The sequence below is a fragment of the Thermococcus sp. LS1 genome (genome assembly GCF_012027395.1).
Classification (GTDB): Archaea; Methanobacteriota_B; Thermococci; order Thermococcales; family Thermococcaceae; genus Thermococcus.
This window is the reverse complement of sequence record NZ_SNUJ01000001.1, coordinates 466,695-488,191: the sequence shown is the minus strand read 5'-3', so window position 1 is coordinate 488,191 and position 21,497 is coordinate 466,695. Positions and strand designations below refer to the sequence as shown.

At 50.8% G+C, this 21,497-nt stretch carries 24 protein-coding genes; 9 read left to right on the top strand and 15 right to left on the bottom strand.

Annotated elements, in window-relative coordinates; genetic code table 11:
* Positions 1–23: 23 nt before the first annotated feature.
* Entirely contained in the window at positions 24–1,178 is a 1,155-nt protein-coding gene (locus E3E26_RS02710) for a tryptophan--tRNA ligase (RefSeq protein ID WP_167899788.1), read from the bottom strand.
* 235 nt (positions 1,179–1,413) lie between these two features.
* Here E3E26_RS02710 and E3E26_RS02705 point away from each other — a divergent pair, with 235 nt between their 5' ends.
* Both E3E26_RS02705 and E3E26_RS02700 read left to right on the top strand, forming a co-directional pair.
* The gene (locus tag E3E26_RS02705) at positions 1,414–2,427 is read left to right on the top strand and encodes a hypothetical protein (RefSeq protein WP_167899787.1); all 1,014 of its coding nucleotides are present in this window, start codon (positions 1,414–1,416) and stop codon (positions 2,425–2,427) included.
* On the top strand, positions 2,424–2,843 hold the full coding sequence (locus tag E3E26_RS02700) for a hypothetical protein (protein WP_167899786.1): 420 nt from the start codon (positions 2,424–2,426) through the stop codon (positions 2,841–2,843). The genes E3E26_RS02705 and E3E26_RS02700 overlap by 4 nt, the downstream gene beginning before the upstream one ends.
* Before the next feature lie 192 nt (positions 2,844–3,035).
* On the opposite strand, the gene E3E26_RS02695 is transcribed toward E3E26_RS02700, so the two are convergent.
* Positions 3,036–4,445, bottom strand: a complete 1,410-nt coding sequence (locus E3E26_RS02695) for a CoA-binding protein (RefSeq protein ID WP_167899785.1) — start codon at positions 4,443–4,445, stop codon at positions 3,036–3,038.
* A gap of 201 nt (positions 4,446–4,646) precedes the next feature.
* On the opposite strand from E3E26_RS02695, the gene E3E26_RS02690 reads away from it, so the two are divergent.
* The 4 genes from E3E26_RS02690 (at position 4,647) to E3E26_RS02675 (ending at position 7,637) form a co-directional block, all read left to right on the top strand.
* Positions 4,647–5,222, top strand: coding sequence for a winged helix-turn-helix domain-containing protein (locus E3E26_RS02690; RefSeq protein ID WP_167899784.1), 576 nt, complete (start codon positions 4,647–4,649; stop codon positions 5,220–5,222).
* 24 nt (positions 5,223–5,246) lie between these two features.
* Positions 5,247–5,552 carry a DUF211 domain-containing protein gene (locus E3E26_RS02685; protein WP_012572624.1) on the top strand — a complete coding sequence of 102 codons (306 nt, stop codon included), beginning with the start codon at positions 5,247–5,249 and terminating at the stop codon, positions 5,550–5,552.
* Entirely contained in the window at positions 5,553–6,110 is a 558-nt protein-coding gene (locus E3E26_RS02680; RefSeq protein WP_167899783.1) for a winged helix-turn-helix domain-containing protein, read from the top strand.
* A gap of 150 nt (positions 6,111–6,260) precedes the next feature.
* Complete coding sequence (locus E3E26_RS02675) at positions 6,261–7,637, top strand: alpha-amylase (RefSeq protein WP_167899782.1); 1,377 nt, start codon at positions 6,261–6,263, stop codon at positions 7,635–7,637.
* Positions 7,638–7,639: 2 nt separating this feature from the next.
* Here E3E26_RS02675 and E3E26_RS02670 read toward each other — a convergent pair whose 3' ends face one another.
* From E3E26_RS02670 to E3E26_RS02650, 5 genes are all read right to left on the bottom strand, one after another.
* On the bottom strand, positions 7,640–8,287 hold the full coding sequence (locus tag E3E26_RS02670; protein ID WP_167899781.1) for a hypothetical protein: 648 nt from the start codon (positions 8,285–8,287) through the stop codon (positions 7,640–7,642).
* Positions 8,288–8,296: 9 nt separating this feature from the next.
* Complete coding sequence (locus tag E3E26_RS02665; protein ID WP_167900121.1) at positions 8,297–9,739, bottom strand: NAD(P)H-hydrate dehydratase; 1,443 nt, start codon at positions 9,737–9,739, stop codon at positions 8,297–8,299.
* Positions 9,740–9,845: 106 nt separating this feature from the next.
* The gene (locus E3E26_RS02660; RefSeq protein ID WP_167899780.1) at positions 9,846–10,553 is read right to left on the bottom strand and encodes a multidrug transporter; all 708 of its coding nucleotides are present in this window, start codon (positions 10,551–10,553) and stop codon (positions 9,846–9,848) included.
* Positions 10,546–11,424 carry an ABC transporter ATP-binding protein gene (locus tag E3E26_RS02655; RefSeq protein WP_167899779.1) on the bottom strand — a complete coding sequence of 293 codons (879 nt, stop codon included), beginning with the start codon at positions 11,422–11,424 and terminating at the stop codon, positions 10,546–10,548. Before E3E26_RS02655 ends, E3E26_RS02660 begins: the two co-directional genes overlap by 8 nt.
* Entirely contained in the window at positions 11,411–11,968 is a 558-nt protein-coding gene (locus E3E26_RS02650; RefSeq protein WP_167900120.1) for a [protein ADP-ribosylglutamate] hydrolase, read from the bottom strand. The genes E3E26_RS02655 and E3E26_RS02650 overlap by 14 nt, the downstream gene beginning before the upstream one ends.
* 138 nt (positions 11,969–12,106) lie before the next feature.
* Between E3E26_RS02650 and E3E26_RS02645 the strand changes: the two genes are divergently transcribed.
* Positions 12,107–12,931 (top strand): hypothetical protein, encoded by an 825-nt coding sequence (locus tag E3E26_RS02645; protein ID WP_167899778.1) that lies wholly within the window; start codon positions 12,107–12,109, stop codon positions 12,929–12,931.
* Here E3E26_RS02645 and E3E26_RS02640 read toward each other — a convergent pair.
* Together E3E26_RS02640 and E3E26_RS02635 are read right to left on the bottom strand one after the other, a co-directional pair.
* Positions 12,928–14,202, bottom strand: a complete 1,275-nt coding sequence (locus tag E3E26_RS02640; protein WP_167899777.1) for an amidohydrolase family protein — start codon at positions 14,200–14,202, stop codon at positions 12,928–12,930. The two genes, E3E26_RS02645 and E3E26_RS02640, sit on opposite strands and share 4 nt — an antisense overlap.
* A gap of 70 nt (positions 14,203–14,272) precedes the next feature.
* Complete coding sequence (locus E3E26_RS02635; RefSeq protein ID WP_167899776.1) at positions 14,273–15,046, bottom strand: S-methyl-5'-thioadenosine phosphorylase; 774 nt, start codon at positions 15,044–15,046, stop codon at positions 14,273–14,275.
* A gap of 118 nt (positions 15,047–15,164) precedes the next feature.
* Between E3E26_RS02635 and E3E26_RS02630 the strand changes: the two genes are divergently transcribed.
* Positions 15,165–15,893, top strand: coding sequence for a proteasome assembly chaperone family protein (locus E3E26_RS02630; RefSeq protein ID WP_167899775.1), 729 nt, complete (start codon positions 15,165–15,167; stop codon positions 15,891–15,893).
* A gap of 9 nt (positions 15,894–15,902) precedes the next feature.
* A complete protein-coding gene (locus E3E26_RS02625; RefSeq protein ID WP_167711217.1) occupies positions 15,903–16,283 on the top strand; it encodes a DUF473 domain-containing protein in 381 nt (126 codons plus the stop codon).
* Here the strand turns inward: E3E26_RS02625 and nucS are convergent.
* The 6 genes from nucS to E3E26_RS02600 form a co-directional block, all read right to left on the bottom strand.
* A complete protein-coding gene (gene nucS, locus E3E26_RS02620) occupies positions 16,280–17,032 on the bottom strand; it encodes an endonuclease NucS (protein ID WP_167899774.1) in 753 nt (250 codons plus the stop codon). The two genes, E3E26_RS02625 and nucS, sit on opposite strands and share 4 nt — an antisense overlap.
* Before the next feature lie 262 nt (positions 17,033–17,294).
* A complete protein-coding gene (locus E3E26_RS02615) occupies positions 17,295–17,642 on the bottom strand; it encodes a hypothetical protein (protein ID WP_167899773.1) in 348 nt (115 codons plus the stop codon).
* Positions 17,643–17,653: 11 nt separating this feature from the next.
* Positions 17,654–18,163 carry a hypothetical protein gene (locus tag E3E26_RS11360; RefSeq protein WP_370520070.1) on the bottom strand — a complete coding sequence of 170 codons (510 nt, stop codon included), beginning with the start codon at positions 18,161–18,163 and terminating at the stop codon, positions 17,654–17,656.
* 88 nt (positions 18,164–18,251) lie between these two features.
* The gene (locus E3E26_RS11355; RefSeq protein ID WP_370520069.1) at positions 18,252–18,635 is read right to left on the bottom strand and encodes a hypothetical protein; all 384 of its coding nucleotides are present in this window, start codon (positions 18,633–18,635) and stop codon (positions 18,252–18,254) included.
* Positions 18,636–18,916: 281 nt separating this feature from the next.
* Positions 18,917–19,978, bottom strand: coding sequence for a DNA repair and recombination protein RadA (gene radA, locus E3E26_RS02605; RefSeq protein ID WP_167899772.1), 1,062 nt, complete (start codon positions 19,976–19,978; stop codon positions 18,917–18,919).
* Between the two features lie 78 nt (positions 19,979–20,056).
* Positions 20,057–21,172: a TrkA family potassium uptake protein gene (locus E3E26_RS02600; protein WP_167899771.1), complete on the bottom strand. Its 1,116-nt coding sequence runs from the start codon at positions 21,170–21,172 to the stop codon at positions 20,057–20,059.
* Positions 21,173–21,497 lie beyond the last annotated feature (325 nt).

Genomic DNA, 21,497 nt, shown 5'->3' with positions numbered 1-21,497 from the left:
GAAGGAGAATTAAAATCAGAGCCTTAGCCCCTCAGCGGCTCCGGGATGCTCCTCTCCCACTGCTCTCTAGCGAGCTCACCGGTGTACTTGAATTTCTCAACCTTCTTCTCGGCTTCCTTACGCTCCTTCTGGTGGTCGATGAGGAACTCCTGCACCTTCTTGATGAGGTAGCGCTTGCACTCGCCGCAGGTCAGCTCTCCAGCCTTACAGGCGTGGTAGCGCTCCATGAGCTTCTTATCGTCCTCCTCGAAGAATATCTCCAGCCACTTAAAGACGACACACTTCTCCGGGTTGCCGCCCTTCTCGCGCTGCTCCTTGAGCGTCGGCTGGCCGCCGGTCAGGGCGTACTTCCATATCTTCTTGCCGGCCTCTTCCGGGTCGTCGGTCAGGTAGATGGCCGTCTCCGGCTTGCTGGCGCTCATCTTGCCCTCAAGGCCCATCAGACCGGGTACGAACTTGCTGTGCAGAGCCGCCGTCTTGTAGTAGCCAAGACTCTCGGCAAAGTCCCTTTGCAGTCTCCAGTAGGGGTCCTGGTCTATGGCCGCTGGAATTAAACAGCGCTTCTTCTCAAAGAAGGTCGGCGCGGCCTGAATAGCCGGATAGAAGATCATTCCAATCTTGCTCTGCTCGGTGAAGCCAAAAACGGCTTTCGCCATCGAGAAGTTTATCTTTTTAGCTATCGGAATGGCCATCTCGTAGATTTTGGTGAACTCGCTGTTCTGGAAGATGAAGGTCCTGTCCGGGTCGAAGCCGACAGCTATGATGTCGAGGATGTTCTGGTAGGCCCAGTACTTGGTGTCGTCAAAGCTCAGCTTCTCCTTGAAGAGGAACTTCTCGTCGTCGGTTATCTGGATGTAGAGGTTCACGTTGAACTTCTCCTGGAGCCATTTCGTCGCGAAGAAGGGTATGATGTGGCCTATATGCATCGGCCCGCTCGGACCCCTCCCGGTGTAGAGGAAGAAGCCCTTTCCGCTCTCATAGTCCTGGAGAACCTTATCGTAGTCCCTGTGGGAGAAGAAGAACCTCCTCCTGAAGTAGAGCGGCAGCTCGCTCTTGGTCAGCTGGGCGGTCTTCTCAAGCAGCTCGTCCGTCAAAGGACTCGTTCCAAACTCCTCTATCAGCTTGTTGTAGTCTACCAATCCCTCAACGTCCCATGGGGTAACCTTAAACTCGTCCATTCAAAGCACCTCCATTTCCAGTGGAAACGAAACTCCAGACTAAGCCGGGGCAGAAGAGGAAGGCTTCACCAAGGCCAAAAACAATCACCAAGCATGGGAAGAGAAAGGAAGGAAGAGGATTTAAAGTTTTTGGAAGTCATGAAAATTACGACTTTTATGCTACTACCCTTAATATTAAACGATAAACAGTAAATCTTAAAAACAATTTAATATATCAATGTGTTGGCGATGTCTCGTGATTAAACATAAAAAGATGTTAACATTGTTGTGCATATTAGGAGTAATAATATCGAGTTATGCACTAGCGGCCCCTGTAGGAACCAAATGGTCCAAAGTTAACCATGAGGACTTTGGATCGTACGTTATATACAACAGCGCAGTACTAGAATACAGCGGGTATTTTGTCGGATATGAGGACGGAGAACAGCGTGCAATATACGTTTTTAAAGTGACATCTACAGGAGCCGCAAAGAATCCCGTATTTGGTTCATGGCCTGCTATTCACAAAATGGGTGTGTACATAAATAAAGTAGGAGGACATGATTACTTCTACATACTAAGCAGTCAGACCGACAAGAAAGTTCTTGGTGCTTGGCCACATCCAGGAATAGATTATTACTTTGCCGACGTCATAGGTGATTTGCTAGAGATAGCAGCTTCCAAATTATTCTGGGAAGCAGGTATTGCAATATCTGCGGCAGAAATAGCCAAGGAAATGAAGCAAGGCATAGACGAGTTTCTAAACGGAGACAAAACTATGGATGGCAGTCTAACAGCCGAATGGGACTTGGGTCCAGTTGGAGAGTCAAAATGTTCCCATTATCTAAAATTCTGGATAGATACAGAAACAAATAAGCTCATAGAATTTTCAGTGAAAGACAGAGTCTACGGGGCGTATAATTCCAATGAGTTTACAGAAGTAGCATTTGACGTCATGATAGACGTCTTTCCAAGTTCTGGAGACCCAGAAGTAATATCAATACAAAGCACAACGGATAGAGTCCTAAATAAAATAATCAACGTCTATTATCGGATACGATATCATGGAGACATAACAAAATTCTACATTACATATAATGGCCAAAGGATACCAGTTTACAAAATTAACCCAAACGCAATATACAAGTACAGTTCAAAGTTTGGATTGCCAAAATCGATCGCAGAGAAATTTAAAAAGTCTGGAAAACCTGTCTATTATTATCCAGAACCTATCGGGATAAATGTAACGATCAGGGGGGATAACTCTTGAAAAAGCTTCTTTTCTTCTTTGTTATCTTTTTATTGGCCGCTACCTATCTCTTCGTCAAAGTTCCAAAGTTCATCGATCACGAAGACTATGGAAAAGTGATAAATCATACGAACACATCTTCTGCTGGAATACAGAACTGCTCCATCAATGTTGCCAAACTTGACACTATTGCAGATGAAATAACCTCAGAAAAGTTTCCCAACATGACAAATTGTGGCCATGTCGGTTGTTTCAACATAACAACCTGTACAGCAGTAGTTTTCATCCACATAGGGCCCAATCTAGAAGCCTGCACTGATAATTACTCTGTTTACAAAGCAACTATCGACATGAGAAACTGGGAGATTATATCCTTGGAAAACTCAACCAAAGAAGACGAGAAAAATATCCTTTCAAAGTGTGGTTCCATCGGGTGAAATTCTCCTACAAAAAGTTCAATAAACTGACCTCTTCGTGGCCTGGAGGAGCAAGGCTTTCAAAAAGTAATCATGGATTAGAGATTAAACCTCAACTTATTCTGCCCCAATTTTCCTTCAAAAACTCCCCTAGCGTCACTATTTTGAACTTACAAAATCACAATAAAAAGGATTTTATGGTAAAAAGAAGGCTCAAAGCCTTCCATTCTCCCTAAGCCACTCACCGTATTTGACAAGGGCATAAACAGCATCAACTCCATCCTCAACAGTCTCGTAGACCGGAACGCCTTTGAGCTCGATATTCCTTGCCATCCTGTGCGGGTAGTCTCCTCCAGGAGCGACGAAGATTATGGGCTTGCCGTACTCTTGCATCTTAGCTACTGCGTCAACTATCCCCTCGTCTAAAGCCGGGCTCTGGAAGAGGGCTATGACAACGAGAACGTCAACGTTCGGATCCTCAAGGGCATAGCGCATGGCTATCTCGTACCTGCTGGACGGGGCGTCACCTATGACGTCTATCGGGTTTTTGTAGCTCATGTGGTGCGGGAGCTTTCCTTCCTCTATGCCCTTTCTGAACTTCTCGTTGGTTTCTTCGCTCAGCTCGGCGAGCTTCATGCCGCGCTCAAGCAAACCATCACTCATCATGACACCAGCGCCGCCGCCGTTTGTGACTATAGCGACGCGGTTGCCCTTTGCCGGCTTCTGCATTGCAAGGGCCTTGGCGTAGTTGAAGAGCTGCCTCATGCTCTTGGCCGAGAGAACTCCAGTCTGCTCAAAGACAGCCTCGTATATCTTGTACGAGCCTGCGAGCGAGCCAGTGTGGGAAGCCGCCGCCTTAGCGCCGGCCTCGGTTCTTCCGGCCTTGATGATTATGACGGGCTTCCTGAGGGTAACCTCCTTGGCCGTCTCGAAGAACTTCCTTCCGTCCTTGACGCCCTCGATGTAACCGGTGATAACTCCGGTCTTGGGGTCCTCGCCTAGGTAGGCCATGAAGTCGCTCTCATCGAGATCAGCCATGTTTCCAAGGCTGATGAACTTGCTCATACCTATCATGTGGTTGGCGGCCCAGTCGAGAATGGCGGCTCCAAAAGCACCGCTCTGACTCATGAAAGCAATCTTTCCAAAGGGCGGCCTCGCCTGCCTCTCCGGCGGGTTGAAGTTGCAGTCGAAGCCGTTCTCAAGGTTGGTAACACCGAGACAGTTGGGGCCAACCAAGCGAATGCCCCACTTCTTAGCCCTCTTAACGAGCTCTTCCTCAAGCTCTATGTTTCCAGCCTCTTTGAAGCCGGCGGAAATAACGACCGCACCCTTGACGCCCTTCTCGCCACACTCATCGATGACATCAGGAACAAACTTGGCCGGAACGGCTATGACCGCGACGTCAACCTCGTCGGGAATATCCTTAATGCTCCTGTAAACGGGGAACTTCCTCCCGTTGACCTCAACCTCGCCACCTTTGACGTTGACGGCGTAGACCTTACCATCGAAGTTGAGGGTTATCGAGCGCATTATCGAGTTTCCAATCTTGCCGGGAACGTTGGACGCACCTATAACCGCGACGCTCTTGGGGTAAAACAGGAAGTCAAGGTTTGGGGTCTCCACCGTATCCACCTCCGAAAGTTTTTCGGTCGGCTTTATTTAAGCTTTCCCCCGAACGGGCGTAGCGTCCCATATTGGATATTTTGTCCAGGAGACGTCTTACTTGAGCGCGAACTTTACATATATAAACCTAGCGCCAAAGGGAAAGAGTTATATCCCAAAACGTTCAAAAAATCGTTAGAACGTTAAAATTGGGTGGTGGAAATGGCAAAAGTAAAGGTCATAACTGACCCAGAGGTCATAAAACTTATGCTCGAAGATACTAGGAGAAAGATTCTCCAGCTGCTCCGCAACAAGGAGATGACAATTTCCCAGCTCAGCGAGATTCTCGGTAAGACGCCGCAGACAATATACCACCACATAGAGAAGCTCAAAGAGGCCGGCCTCGTTGAGGTCAAGAGGACGGAGATGAAAGGCAACCTCGTCGAGAAGTACTATGGAAGAACGGCGGATGCCTTCTACATCAACCTCTATCTCGGCGATGAAGAGCTCCGCTACTTCGCCCGCTCGAGGCTCAAGACCAAACTCGAGATATTCAAGGCCCTTGGATATGAATTCGATGACGATGAGCTCCTCGACGTGATGGACCACATCCTCGAGAAGGAGCACGAATACAAGACCGAGATATCCAAGGAGATAGAGGTAAACGAGGAGAAGCTTAGGGACTTCTCCAACGAGGACATAATCCACGCCATAGAATGGCTGGCAATGGCCAAGATGGGCCGCGATGAGGAAGCGATGGAGCTCCTCCGGAAGCTCGGGAAAATACTTAAAAAGTGAGGGTGAAAGGGGAAGCGATGGACTATGGCAAAGGGGATAAGGCTTCTAGTTTTAGACGTGCTTAAGCCACACCAGCCGATAGTGACGGAGCTGGCTTTGGGACTGAGCGAGCTCGAGGGGGTCGATGGAGTTAACATAACCCTCGTGGAGATAGACAAGGAGACGGAGAACGTCAAGATAACCATGGTCGGAGACAATTTGGATTACGAAGAGATAGTCAGGACTATCGAGGAGTTCGGCGGAGTTGTTCACAGCATCGATATGGTTGCAGCCGGAAAGAAAATCGTTGAGGAAGGAGAAACCCCTCAAGACAAGTTGGAGGAGTACTGAGTGAAGGAAGTCCTCATTATCACAGAACCTGAAAAGGTAAAAGTCCTGTCGGAGGAGACACGATTCAAAATCCTCCAATTACTAAGAGAGCGCCCAATGACAATTATCGAGCTTAGCAGCGCACTTGGAAAGGACAGAACAACCGTCTATCGACACGTGAAGATGCTCGAGAACGCGGGACTCATCAAGGAGCTCGACAATGACGGTAACGAGAGGATATACACCAGGACAGCGAGGCTCTTCCTCATAAAAGCAGACCCTGACGAGGTCATAGAAGAGTTCAGACAGGCCTATCTCCAGGTAGAGGCTGAAAAGCTCATCCAAATCCTTGAAAAAGCAGGCGCCAAAATAAAAGACCGAGAAAAACTAAAGCATCTCACCAAGACAGTGCTCAACGAAATTGAACTCAACTCCCAGCCTATACTCAAGAGAATATCCCAAGCCAAAGTGGATCTGACGGAGGTAGAGCTCTTCCACCTTCTCAACATGCTCGTTTTCCTCCAGAGCTGCGAGCTCTGCGAGAAAGCCAAAGAAGTAAAGAAGCTCGTGGAATTCTGAGGCTTCTTTTTATCATTCCTGATAAAACATGAAGTTTCATTTTCATCGCCCAGTGGATGAACGATTAGGTTCTCCAATGCACATTGGCGGCAAAGTTTAAATATTTCACCATCGGTGATATATTATGAGCAGCTTACCTGGGGTGGTATCATGGCCAGAAAAGCAGCCGTTGCAGTTTTGATAGCCCTTCTGATTTCTATGAGCCTGTTTGCAGTCCCAGCCAGGGCGGAAACACTGGAAAACGGCGGAGTCATAATGCAGGCCTTCTACTGGGATGTGCCCATGGGTGGAATCTGGTGGGATACAATAAGGGCTAAAGTGCCTGAGTGGTCCCAAGCGGGCATAGCCGCAATATGGCTGCCGCCGGCGAGTAAAGGCATGAGCGGCGGCTATTCCATGGGCTACGATCCATACGACTACTTCGATCTCGGCGAATATGACCAGAAGGGGACGGTAGAAACGAGGTTCGGCTCAAAGGACGAGCTCATAGCTCTAATCAATACGGCACACGTCTACAACATGAAGGTGATAGCGGACATAGTCATAAACCACAGGGCGGGCGGCGATTTAGAGTGGAACCCCTTCGTCAACGACTACACCTGGACGGACTTCTCCGGCGTTGCTTCAGGCAAATACACTGCCTGCTACCTCGACTTCCATCCCAACGATGTCAGCTACGCCGATGAGGGTACCTTTGGGGGTTATCCAGACATAGACCATGACAAGGAATGGAACCAGTACTGGCTCTGGAAGAGCAACGAGAGCTACGCTGCCTATCTGAGAAGCATCGGCTTCGATGCGTGGCGCTTCGACTATGTGAAGGGCTACCCGGCGTGGGTGGTTAACTCGTGGCTGAGCTACTGGGGAGGCTGGGCCGTTGGAGAATACTGGGACACTAACGTCGACGCCCTTCTCAACTGGGCCTACGCGAGCGGCGCCAAGGTCTTCGACTTCCCGCTTTACTATAAGATGGACGAGGCCTTTGACAATACCAACATCCCGGCTCTCGTTTACGCCCTCCAGAACGGTGGAACTGTTGTCTCTCGCGACCCCTTCAAGGCCGTAACCTTCGTGGCCAACCACGACACTGACATAATCTGGAACAAGTATCCGGCATACGCTTTCATCCTCACCTACGAGGGTCAGCCCATGATATTCTACCGCGACTACGAGGAGTGGCTCAACAAGGACAAGCTGATAAACCTCATCTGGATACACGACCACCTCGCAGGAGGGAGCACAACTATAGTCTACTACGACAGCGACGAGCTCATCTTCGTTAGAAACGGTTACGGCGACAAGCCAGGATTGATAACATACATCAACCTAGGAAGCAGCTGGGCAGGTAGGTGGGTATATGTGCCCAAGTTCGCGGGCTCATGCATTCACGAGTACACAGGCAATCTGGGCGGCTGGGTGGACAAATGGGTGGACTACAGCGGATGGGTTTACCTCGAGGCACCGCCGCACGACCCTGCCAATGGTTATTACGGCTACTCCGTCTGGAGCTACTGTGGTGTTGGTTGACATTAATTTTCCGGCCCGCACCATTCTTTATTTATTGTCACGACCTCGTCCGTTAGAGATGTCCCGTTGATGTTCTCCAGGTTGCAGAGTATCGTTACGTTGCCACTGACTATTCTAGCAAATATCCCCCAGGTTCTGCCGAGCACTTCAACAGTATCGTTCACGCAGGTCGTCCCGTTGGAAGCCTCGAAGAGGAAGTAGACGATTGAGCCCCTCTCGATTTCGTGGCCAAGGTAGGTGCCGTTGACGCAGGCGCTGAGGGTTATCCTCCTCTTGAGGGCGCCTTCAAGGGTTGGGGAGCACTTTTCTTCACGAATCACAAAATGTCCGTCCTCAAAACTCGCCCTGCAGTAAAAGGTGTCCCCGTTGCGAATCTCAGCCACCACGTAATCGGGAGAAACGTCAAAGTCCTCGGTGAAGTGAAAGTCCCGCCTGCCATGCTCTGAATATCTGAATCTGAAGAGTGCAACATGGGTGACCTCGTTGGGATACTTCTCCAGCAGCTCAATTCCCTCAAGCTCCGCGGGAGAAGCAAAGTGGACCTCCACGTTAATCCGGTATCTCTCCTCTGAAAGGGAAATAGTAAGACCCACAACTATAATGACAACAGCAATGAAAAAGAGGAAAGCCTTTGAAAGGCGGTCAGCCATGGAACCACCTCAGAACTCCAAAACCCACTTAACCGCGTAGGGAACCTTTCCTGCCACGTCCAGTGCGGTGAAGTTCTCGCCAAGCTCTTCCTTCACCATATCCCCAGCGAGGCCGTTGAGGAAGGCGCCAACGGAAGCGGCCCTTAGCGGCTCGTTGCCCAGAGCCAGCAAGGCCCCAACGAGGCCAGCCAAGACATCTCCAGTTCCTCCGGTGGTCATTCCCCTGTTGCCTGTTCTGTTGTACTTCCAGATTTTTCCGTCGCTTATGACGTCGTAAGCACCTTTGAGCAGGATAACGCCGCCAATTTCCCTTGCCTTTGCCCTCACGAGCTCTGCTTTTTCCTGGAAGGAACCCTCGGGCTTGACGCCAAAGAGAACCTTGAACTCGCCATCGTGGGGAGTTAGGACGAAGGTCTTGCCCTTGAGAACGCTCAAGTCCTCGGCTATGGCCTTTAGGCCGTCGGCGTCTATGACTAAAGGCTTTTCGCAGCGCTTTACAAATTCCCTGACGAACTCCTTAGTTTCTTCCCTTAATCCTATGCCAGGCCCTATGATGACGGCATCAGCCTTTTCTGCCAGTGCCAAGACTTCTTCAAGATGCTCTTTTGTAAAGTTCTTTCCTTCAAGGGGCCTCAAAATCATGTCCGGGTCAGTTATGCGTCTCGCTGAATATTCCGGCATCACTAAATAAACCAAGTCCACAAGATATGCAGCAGCTTTTGCCGCCAAGTAGGGCGCGCCGAAGTAGTCCTCGCTTCCGCCGATTATTAACAGCCTTCCGTTCTGACCCTTGTGCTCGCCCTTCTTCCTTAAAGCGAACTTCGCATCACCGGGGCCAACGAGGTGGTAGAGTTCCTTGGGATAGCCTATCTTAACCACAACGCGCTCGAAGCCCTCATACTCCTCCTTGTCCCACTGAAATGTTACGGCGAAGTCGGCCTTAACGCGAACCGCAGATGGATAGCCGCTCGGCAGGTCAACGCTGACTATCTTGGTCTTTCCGGCGTATTCGTTTATCTTCTCGATGGCCGAGCGGATCGGCTCGCGCGGCTCGCCCTTTGTGCCTGCTCCAAGAAGGGCATCCACTATGACATCGAAGCCAGACAAATCGAGGGCCTTAATGTATGTCGAGTCCTTGAGGATCTTGATTCTCACGAAGTCGAGGCCCTTCAGGATTTCCCAGTTATGCTTAGCTTCCTCACTCCGTATCTTAGCCTCATCGCCTACGAGAAAGAGAGTAACATCGTTCTCGAAGCTGAGATGCCGAGCGGCAACAAAGCCGTCGCCGCCGTTGTTGCCAGTTCCAGAGAAGACGGCTATCTTGAGGCCTTTCCCAAACTTTTCCTCAATCGTTCTGGCAACTCCAGCGCCGGCGTTCTCCATGAGCTGGAAGGGTGAGATTCCGAGCCACTTGGCGTTGATGTCCCAGATGTAAACGTCCTCGATTCTCATGGGCACCACCAGTGAAAACTCCGTCTTTGATGATAAAAAGGTAACACAAAGAGAGCCCCCTGCCCACCTATCCCGAAAGCACCAGGGAATCCCAGAGTCAGGACAACTACTCCTCCCTGAAAATCCCCTCCCAAAAAGCCAGCATTCCAGAGAGGGCAGCCCACATGAGCAGAGCGGCGAGGGAGAGCTTCCAGTAAGGCAGGGACTCGTAGAGCGACCTTATGAGGTAGGCAGCGGCACTCGTGGGGAGCAGTAGTAGAGGCTTTTGGAGAACGCTCGGCAGGACCTCGACGGGATAGTAAACGGGCAGGAAGACCGTGAGGAGCGTTAGCGCTATGTTTGAGGCGCGCATAATAACGATGGGCTCCTTCAGCTTCACCCCTAGGTAAAGGCCTACGAAGACGCTCCAGAGCCATAGCAGGGCAAGAGCCGCGAGAAGCGAGAGAAGCTTGGGGAATGACAGACCTTCGAGGTAAGCCAAGGATAGAACGAGCAGAACCAGGTAAGGCAGCGCGGGAAGGCTCATTCCAATGGAGATGCCGAGTCCTAGCTTGAGTGGATGCACTGGGAGGGTCATGAGAATGTCGTAGAACTTCGAGCGGGTTTTAAGACCGGCCAGCTCTATGGCCAGGTCAGCTATTCCGACGCCGGCGATAAAGCTCACCATCGCACCGATTAGAGCGTTCGGAAGGAGCCGTCCACCGCTGATGACTGTCAAGAGGAAGATAAACGAGAGCGGCTGAATCGCGAAGCTGATGAGAGAGGAGCGGTTTTTAGTTAAGGCCCCCGCATAGTATTCCAGCATGCTAATCATGCTCCCACCCCATCAGGAAGAGATCCTCGATTGTGAGCTCCTCCACCCTGAAGGGAACGCCCCTATCGAGGAGAAGGCCTTCAAGCTCCCTCAGCTCGGTCTCGCTCGCGGGGTAGACGAAGGTGTACCTCCCGGCGCGCTTTGATGTGAAGCCCTCTAGCTCAAAGCTCTCAAAGAGCACTACCTTCTTCCTGAAGTGCGGAAGGTAGAGCCTGGCTATTTCCTCCGGCTTCCCCTTCAGAAGAACCCGCCTCTTGAGGAGTATCACCTCATCGCATACCCTGGAGATCTCGTCCACGTAGTGGCTTGTTAGAAAAATCGTGGCGTTTTCAGACTTCTCCCTCAGAACGTCCCAGAGCTCGAATCTCGCAGAGGGGTCGAGGCCAACCGTCGGCTCATCCAGAAAGTAGAGCTCAGCGTCGTAGGCCAGAACCATCGCGAGAAGGGCCTTTCTAACCATCCCACCCGAGAGCTCGACGATCGGCCTGTCCGCGTAATAGAGGTTAAGCTTTTCCACCCACTCGCTGGCCTTTGCCCTCGCTTTGCCCCCCGGAAGGCCGCGCATTCTGAGGTAGTGGTAGATATACTCCCTCGGCGTGAGGGTGTAGAAGTGCGCTCTGACCTCCTGGGGCAGGAGGGCAATTCTCCTTTTGATTTCCATTGGCTCCTTTAAAACGTCGAAGCCAAGAACCCTCGCCGTTCCAGAGGTGGGCTTCAGCTGGGTGGTTAAGATTTTTATGAGCGTCGTCTTTCCGGCACCGTTGGGGCCTATGAGGCCCACTATGCCCCCATCGACCTCGAAGGTAACGTCTTCGAGAGCTTTAACCGTTCCGTAGTGCTTCGTCAGATGCCCCACTTCAATAACCGCCATTTTCGAGCACCGCTCTGGCCCTATTATAGTCCCTCTCTGAATAGAGCACGAGGTAGACCTTCTCGACGCTCCTCGTTTCCCGCGAGAACTCTTCCGCTGTCTCCTTGAAGGTTCTCACGACTTCCTCAAGCGGACAGCCATAGATGCCAGCGCTTATGGCAGGGAAGGCTATGGTTTTGACACCGAGCTCGTCGGCCTTCCTCAGAGCGCCGAGTATAGCCTTCCTCAGCTTTTCCTTTTTATCCTCATCCCATCGCCCACCGCAGTACGGACCAACGGTATGGATGACGTACTTAATCCCGTATTGCTCCAGTCCCAAAGCTGGTGTTACAACGACCTCGCCGTGTTCTATCCAGTCTTTTCCGAGCTGCTCCCTCATCGCTTCCTTACTTATCCGTATATACTCGCGGGCATCGCCGGCGGCCGCTTTGGCTATCGCGTAGGCTACACCACCGCCGTGCTCCAGATACCTGTTCGCCGCGTTGACTATCACCTCGGCCGGGAAACTGGTGATGTCTCCACGGACGATTTCGAAGGAGAGCACCCCAATCACCGTCTTGAGAATTACTTCCACGCGATTTTAACCCTTGCGCGAGAGATTACATTCCGAGACTAAAGCATCAATACAACTAGCAGCAGTAATATTTAAAAAGTCTTCTGCTTAAGCAACCCAGGTGATGGGATGAAGGCGTTCGATGCAGTGGGAGATGCCATAAACTCAACTGCGGAGAATCCCAAAATATGGAGGTATCCAGTAATAGCCTCCGGGATGGCAGCCGCACTCATTGCACTGACCGGAATAGGAGATGATGCAGCCCTCATCCAGTACGAACCTGACCTACCGGTGGTGGCTATCGTAGCAATGATACTAATCGCGCTCTTCCTTAAGCTCACGGTGCTCTACTATCCCACCAAGGCTTTCTACTACCACAAAAAGGGCATCCCTTTCAAAGAAACTGACCTGATAAAGGAATCCATCGCAGGCGGATTTATGGTGGTTCTGGTGAGCATAGTCTACGGCATTGTTTTTGGAATAGTCGCCGTCATCCTGCTGCTCCCCGCGATAATAGCCCACTACGTAATACCAGGAGTCGTTGGGGATGTTATCACAGTTGCTTTTGCCCTCCCACCGGCTCTCTTCCTCGCAGGAGTGCTCTTCATGATGATTCCCGCGTACATCTGGACTGACGACTTCGACGCTGGCCTTGGCGTCATCGGGACCGCGTGGGAAAACAAGAAGGAAACCATAGTCTTCGGCACGGTGATGCTGCTCGCGCTGATTGGACTGACTGTTGCCGCCGCAGGAATTGTGGAAGTCTTCTCGTGGGTACTCGATGGGGCCATTGGCGCCCTCATAGTGGGCCTCATAGATGGCTCAATCACAGGCCTTATGAACGTTGTTTCAAACACCGCAGGGGCTGCCATGTACAGCAGGCTTTCAGTGGTGATAGAAAGAAAAGAGACAATCCCGCCTGAGATCGATCCGGACTGGCTCGCTAGCCTTTAGGCGAGCTTTTCTATAACTTTTTCCACATCATCGAGTATCTTCTCCTCGTCGAGAGTGAAGACCTCGCGGTCGAGCATCAGGATCTTTCCGTCCACTATCGTCGTCTCGACGTCGTTGCCATTGGCGGAGTAAACCAGGTGGCTGATAACGTTATTAATCGGCCTCAGGTGAGGTTTGTCGAAGTCTATTATTGCGATGTCGGCCAAGTAGCCCTCCTTGATTATGCCTGCCTTGAGTCCGAGTGCCCTCGCACCGTTAACGGTTGCCATTCTGAAGACGGTCTTTGCATCGGCAACGGTGGGGTCGAGGTTGTGAACCTTGTGGAGGAGAGCCGCAAGCTTCATCTCGTCAAGCATGTCGAGGTTGTTGTTGCTCGCTGAGCCGTCCGTACCAAGGCCAACGTTAACGCCCGCATTAAGAAGCCTCTGAAGGGGCATGACGCCGCTGGCGAGCTTCATATTGCTCGCAGGGTTGTGGGCGACGGTGACGCCGTGTCTCGCCAGAATCTGTATGTCCCTGCTGTCTAGCCAGACGCCGTGGGCTATGATGACGTCCCTCTCCAAAAAGCCGATTTCGTCGAGGAGGACAACAGGGCTTTTGCCGTAGCGCTCGGATATCTGACCTATCTCAGCCATCGTTTCGCTGACGTGGATGGTTATCATCTTCCCGTGCTCATTGGCAAGCCTTCTGACCTCTTTTAGCAGGGCCAGGGAACAGGTGTATGGCGCATGGGGACCAAAGACGAACTGAACGCGCTCCGAGTCGAGCCCTTCGATGAACTCCATCGTTCTGAGGGCTTCCTTTATCTCTTTCTCCGTCTTCTCAGGGTCGCCCAGGTCGATCATGCCGTAGCTCAGGTATCCCCTCAGGCCACTCTCGAGGGTCACCTCGGCGACCGCGTCCATGAAGAAGTACATATCCAAAAACGTCGTCGTCCCGCTTTTTATCATCTCCAGCGCGCCAAGGTAAGCACCGACTTTGGTGTACTCTCTTGTCAGCTTAGCCTCCTTCGGCCAGATGTGGTCCTGGAGCCAGTCCATCAACGGCAGATCGTCAGCGAGGCCGCGGAAGAGGCCCATTGGAGAGTGGGTGTGCAGGTTGACGAAGCCTGGAGAAACAACTTTTCCTTTAGCGTCTATGACAGTGTCGGCGGCATCGTTAATGTTTTTGGCAACCTTTACTATTTCATTGCTTTCGATAAGGACGTCCGCTTTGATAACTTCAAAGTTCTCGCCGTAGATGACGTAACCGTTTTTTATTAGAACGCTCATCCAGACCACCCTCGCTTTTTAAGAGGGGATATTCCGCAAGGGAGTTAAAAAGGTTGTCAAAAGAAAAGCCTCAAACGAAAGCGTTCTTGAGAACATCAGCACAGCCGCACTTCCTCTCCTCCGGTATGCGCGGAATTCCCTTCTTGAGGAGCTCCTGAACCTTATAGTTATTCTCAGCCATGACCTTCATGACTTCCTGGGCATCAACCGGTTTGTCTGCCCAGACGTCGTAGTCTGTGACCGTTGCGATGTTGACGTAGCACATTCCGAGCTCCCTGGCGAGGTTGATCTCGGGAACGAGGGTCATTCCGATTATGTGAGCAAATTGGCGGAACATGAATGACTCGGCGCGCGTTGAGAACCTCGGTCCCTCGATACAGACGTAGGTGCCCCTCTCGTGAACAGGGAAGCCGAGCTCTTTAGCCGTCTCGTAGAATATCTCCCTCATCTCGGGGCAGAAGGGGTCGGCCATGCTGATGTGGGCAACCCTTGGCCCGTTGTAGAAGGTGTAGTCGCGCTTTTTCGTGAAGTCAATGAACTGGTCGGTTATGACTATGTCCCCTGGCTTGTACTCCTCGCGGAGCGAGCCGACGGCGGTTACGCCGATGATGCGCTCGACGCCGAGCTCCTTGAGGGCCCAGATGTTCGCCCTGTATGGAACCTCGTGCGGCGGGAACTCGTGGTGCTTGCCGTGGCGCGGTATGAAGGCCACCTCAACGCCTTCGATTTCGCCTATCTCGATCGGAGCCGATGGTCTCCCGTAGGGGGTGTGGATCTTCACCGTCTCCTCAGGCTCAAAAACTCCGTAAACACCAGAACCGCCTATGATACCTATCCTCGGCATTTGGACATCACCCTGTAAAAATCAGGCTCGAATTATTTAAAACTTGCCTTTCCAGTGGAAACCAAACTCCGAAACTTTAATAACCTTTAGAAACTAAAAATTTCTCGGGGGTGAGAGGATGGAGAACGGGAAGCCCGTCAAGATAGTCCTGCCCGAGATAAAGAACCCCATTCTCATCGAGGGATATCCCGGAATAGGCCTAGTAGGCCACATAGCGGCCAACTTCTTAGCGAAGGAACTCGGAATGGAAATGATAGGCTACGTGGAGAGCCCATTCATCCCGCCGATGGCGCTCATCCTTGAGGGAAAGCCCAACCCACCACTCAGGTTCTACGGAAAAGACAACATAATCCTCGCCGTTGCCGATATCTACGTGCCTCCAACTCTGGTAAGCGAGATAGCAAAGGAGCTGGTGAGGTATCTGAAAGATATGAACGCAGCGAAGGTCATTTCTCTTGGAGGTATTGGCATAGGCTTCTTCAAGGAGAAAATGGACGTGTGGGGCGTCGGTGCGCGTGAGGAGCTCAACAAGGAGCTGGAGAACCTCGGCGTTAAGATACTCCAGTACGGATCAATAATGGGCATGAGCGGCAAGCTCCTATGGGAGGCTAGCAGAGAAGGTTTGGACGCCTACGTTCTTCTCGGCGAGACCTTTGGAGACAGACCAGACCCAAGGGCGGCAGCCAACGTTGTTGAGGTTCTCAAGAAGCTGACGCCCATAGAGGTCTCCACGGAGCCGCTTATCAAGGAGGCGGAGATGATAGAGGAGCAGCTCAGGAAAATGCATGAGCAGATGGAGCAGGCGAGGAGAAAGGCCGAAAAGCAGTACGAGAGCATCTATCTGTGAGGTGAGAGCATGGAGGCGGTGACCTTAGCTGGAATCGCGAGACGCGTTCTGGATGAGCTCCTCAGGAGCCCCTACAAGACGCTGGAAATCAGAAGTGCGAGGAACGTCGTAGCCCTCGAAAGGGCGCGCGAGCTGGGAAGGGTCTTTCTCACCTACGAAACCTACCAGGATATAACCATCGGAACGGAGGGACTCCTCGCCGAGTTGTTAAAACTCGAGAGCATGGAGCAGCGCATTCCATGGGAGGAGAGCGACGAGAGGGAAATCACCGTCTGCAGGGCGCAGGTGAGGCTGCTGGGACTGGGAAGAATCGTCGAGATAAGGAAGAAGAATACAATTCTGCTCGTCAGGGTCAGGGAGATGCTCCCGCAGGAGATGGACATTGGCTAAAACAGTGTCGTCTGCCTGCCCTTAGCCACGCTTTCCCTCTTGGGTGGCTGAACCCTTCTGAATTCCAGACCCTCTTTTTCAAGGAGCCTCTTAGCGCCAGAGGTAAGCGAAGGTGCGACGAGAATTCCCCTGACGGCTGGGTGCTCAGCCCGCAAAGCCTCAACGTAGCGCTTGAGCTGACTCACCGCGTGGAGATCTGCCCTCCTGCGCTTGAGCTCCAGAACCACGAGGTTGCCCTCCCTATCCCTTCCAAGGATGTCCACTATGCCGTGGCCAATGGACTTCTCGCGGAAGAGGGGCTTGAAGCCAGGCTCAATTAGCTCGGGGTTTTTGAATATCATCTCCGCCATCTCAGCCTCGCTGCCGGTTAATGCCAGCTCCTCGTAGTCCTCGGCCTTAAAGAGGGAGGCGAGGTAAACATCCTCCAGCTCAACTTCAAGGATTTCTTTGGGCTTCCTTCTTACGGATCGGAGGACGATAATCCCATCGCGCTCTTCGACGGTTACGAAGCTTCCAGGAGGCTGCCAGTTGACAGGCTCACGCTTCTTGCTCTGGTGGATGAGAAAAGCACCATCCGGCTTGACGATTATGACCCTATCCCCGGAGCCTAGCTCGCTCTTAGCCCTGCCGTCGTAGTGAACCTTACATCGGGCAAAAATCGTCAGCATGGCCTCCTTTGATAGCGCGGAATCGATTATCCCGAGGAGCTCCTCGCGAGAGGGGTTCGTCACTGCCTCAACTTTTGACATGGGAAGAGGTAAAGAAGAGGGGTTTATAAAAGTGAAGTCTTAAAAAGGAACTTTAAACAGTGAACGCATATAGTTACCTACCACCTTTGGATAATCCAAAACTCACAACAGTCCATCCGACTAAAAAGCCAAAGATACACTATTAAGGGTAATCCTGAGTTGATTACCTTTGACACTAACAAATAAACCCAGTGCACTACCAATGACACCAAGTAATACTCACGGAACGAACCAGAATTTTTAAAGCTGAACCATTTTAAACTCAAAAAATCAGCTTCCGTTTATTTTCGTGGTCTGACTGATTATAGTCCCGGAAAGTTTCTCCCTCTGATTTGTTAGTCATTCCCTTTCTTCTTACTGTAAGCAACATTGGAATCACAGATACCACAGCCAATGTATTAAGCAATTCATCGACAAACAGATAAAACTGAATGATATTAAAATAAACTGCAGTGCTGTATATTCCCCGAACCGACATAAAAAGAGCCGCAAGTACTGCCCAGGTTTGAGGCTTCTCGAATTCCCGGGATTTTACGGCCGAGATTGCATAATATAAAAGCAAAGGAAACATCAGAGCCGAGATTACATTTCCAGTCAACGTGAGATTCATGGTATCATCACCTATGACGGTGTCCCATATCCGGGCATACAGACTGTTGTCCAGTCACTAAAACATTTACCACAGTCTCCACTGATACTGCCAATTGCGGCTACACATGCCGTACATGCTTTAGTGTTTGGTTTTCTAGCTAAAAGACTTGCGGCACATTCACCACATTCAATTATCCCCAATATTATCGAGGTTGCACATGATGTAATTGCACACCACCAACTTATGTGCTTAGGATATGTTATGCATGTTAATGTTATCCCAATTACATCAATTGCTATGGTTACCCCTACTGCTTTTTCCTGATTGTATTCTGGCAACTTTAGCCTTACCAAGTGTGATAAGTGCCTCAACTCGTAAGCGCTCCTGCCCCAAATCCAGTTCGTCTCATCTCCACGCCTGAGCTTCATGAGAACCTTGTTCAGAGTCCAGTAGTACTCCGAGAGAGTCAAGTTGTTGGCAGTAATGATATTGTCACCAACCGGAACGACCTTATCCTCGTCCTTCGGAGCAATGTTCATTCCAGTAACGAAAACTCGGTACTTACCAGTCTCTGGATCAGTAAAAATCCTTGTAATTAATGTGAAGTTGTACTGACTCTTCTCAGCTCTATAAACCAGAGAGTATATCGTTCGTGTAATTGAATGTACTGTTGTAGAGGCTTATGCCCAAGAACAATAACTGCTCGTGCTTCGTAGTGAGGTTGTAAAGAGTGACAACAGAAACATTGAGATTAGTGCCACTGCAAGAGCTTGAGTTATGACAAGAGCATGAGACGTTGGTTAAGTTCGCGAAGTCTATGGTCTTGTTCACCCAAGTGACATTGAGCTGAAGCTTGTCCTTCTCATCGTACCAAGCAACGACTGCCCTGCGGAAGGTAATGGTAGAGTTGCTGGTAGTCATTGCTACTGCTTGAGGAGTGGCTACAAGCTGAAGGCTCAAAAGCATGGCAAGCAAGAGTATGGCACCCGCCTTCTTAACCAAACCTTCCACAGAGGACACCCCCAGAGGTCGTCATCAAAACTAATGCAAAACCCCTCAAAAGTTTTTCTAATTATAAATTTTAAACTATTCTGTTTTTTTTCGTAGAATTTCCAATTTTCAACCATTGTATCAAGAGGAGAACAAGACAAAAGAAGCCAAAGTAAAAGAAAGAACAAATGGAGACAGATGTCCATCTACCCCCACATAACCCAAAGCATATCAGCTCAATCCTACTATGATTAGAACTACCCAGCCTATAAACGCCAACATTAAAAACAATAAGGAACAAATTAATCCTCAACGCCCTTGTCGGTGATGCGGAATATAGCCTCTCCCTCGGGCAGGTGCGGGCTGTCTATGAGCCTGGCGACACGCTTTCCAGCCTTGCCCTTCCTGAGGTATATCCTCAGCGTCGCGGAGTGTGCGAGTATATGACCTCCAACTGGCCTCGTTGGGTCGCCGAAGAAGGCGTCGGGTTTCGCCTGGACCTGGTTGGTGACGAAGACAGCTATGTCGTAGAGGTCAGCAATGCGGTGAAGGTCTGCGAGGTGCTTTGCCAGCTTCTGCTGCCTCTCGGCGAGGGTTCCCCTTCCAACGTACTCGCTTCTGAAGTGGGCCATGAGCGAATCTATGACGAGAAGCTTGACGGGCCTGTCAGTCTCGGCCTTCTCCTTGATTATCTCCTCCGCCCTTTCGACGAGGAGCATCTGGTGGTTGCTGTTGAAGGCCCTGGCAACGTAGATGTTCTTGAGGACCTCCTCCGGATCGAGGCCGCGGTTTTCAGCGATCTGCCGTATCCTCTCAGGCCTGAAGGTGTTCTCAGTGTCTATCCAGATGACCGAGCCGTGAAGTCCGCCTTCCTCTGGCGGGAGCTGAACCATTACCGCCAAAGTGTGGGCCAGCTGGGTCTTACCACTTCCGAACTCACCAAAGACCTCGGTTATGGCCTGGGTTTCTATACCGCCGCCGACCAGCTTATCGAGGCTCTTGCTTCCAGTGGATATCTTGCCTATAGTCCTCCGCTTCTCCATGTACTCGTCGGCGCGCATGAAGGTTCCTATGTTGGCTGCCTCTCTGGCAGCTTGGATTATCTTGAGTGCCGCTCCCTCGCTTATGCCGGCGATCTCCTTGAGCTCCATCGGAGATGCAACGGCTATGGCCTCAATGCTGTCGTAGCCGGCCTCGCGGAGCTTCTCGGCAGTGGCGGGACCAACGCCCGGAAGATCCTCTAACGTCTTAATCTCTTTCTGCTTCTTCTTGGTTGAGCTTGATGATGACTCCTCAACAACGTCGAGCTCCTCAAACTCCTCGAGCTCTTTTATTTCATCCTCAGCCTTCTTTTTCTTCGGCATCCCACTCACCCGCTACGACTACCTTTCATAGGGGTAAAAAGCTGGAGGGTTATATACTTTTCTCAGGGAAAGGAACTTTTAAGATTTTGGTTCTAAAGCCAAAAGGCCATCAAACTGACCAAATTTAGTAGAGCAAACACAGGATAATAAAGCAAAAGCCCCAAAATCCCAGGAGCTCAGCCCTTTCCAGTGGAAACAACACTCCTTATCACAAGCAGTTTTTGCCCCCTCCGGGATGGGTTCATTGAGCTTGGGTCCGAGGATGGCTCTATCAGTGTAGTAACCGACAAGGAAGTAGCCCTCCGAATAAAGCTTCTGAAACGCCTCGATGTAGGGAACACCCCAGAGGTTCTTCCTTACAATGGTGGATATGTCATAGCCCCTGGAGGCGGTAGTGAGGTCATCTATGACATCAACGACCTCAGGCTCGAAGACGGAACTCGCTAAAAGCCTGCCCGCGAGGCTCCTGCTTGTTATAACCCTGTCGGCACCCGCCTGCTTAAGCAGCTCGACGCTCTCTGGCTTCAGTGCTTCCACAAAGACCTTTGCATCGGACATGCGCTTTATCATTAGGGTTGTGAAGACAGACTTCGAGTCATCCTCGAGGGAAAGTATCACATGGGACGCATCCCCCACCCGAGCCCTCTCGAGAGTTTCTCTATTCGTGGGATCCCCAATGAGTATCTCCACTTCTTCCGGAAGTTCCAGTTTTTTGCGCTCCTCTTCACTGGGGAGAACAACGACTATTGGCCTCGCATCAGCATCTCCAGAGGAAATCGCCGACATGAGCTCACCCACACAGCTGGGAACGCTACTCCCCTGACCTATGATAACGTAATGCCTAGAATACTTTACGCGGTGCATGCCCATCATCCTCCTCAAAGACGATGAAATGAAGTATTCAGCCAGAACGGAAACCAGGGCGGTGAAAGTCGAGATTCCAGCGACAGCGGCTATCATAGCCACTATCCGGCCGGCTTCGGTTTGGGGGGTTATGTCTCCATAGCCGATCGTGGCCATGGTTATTATTGCCCAGTAGAACGCCGTAAAGAAGTCCACACCCTCAGAATACATGAACAGACCCGCAAAAACTAACGCCAGTCCCAGAACCACGGTGGCAATTAGGAGAAGCTTGTTCCTACTCACCCGGATCTTGAGCTTCAGGAGTCTTCTAACGAGGGGTACTGGAATCATGTTGTACACTATCGTTGGCAGGTTTAAAAAATTATCATTGATGCCTTGTGTTGTCCAAGAATGGAGGTATATTTCCACTGGAAACGGAAGTCCATTTCGATGATTATCTGAAAGACCCCCCAGAGTTTCATTTCCACTGGAACCCAGTTTCGGAGAATGGATGGCCCACATGTCAGAAAAAACAGAAAACTCCATTTATAAAGGACATTACAAACATAAAATCAACAGGTTTTAAATCTACTCTTTGGATATTTAGACTAATTTTCATGACTTCCGTAAGTTCAAGATTTTTTATGAACATTGTTCATGAAAAAATATAAATATT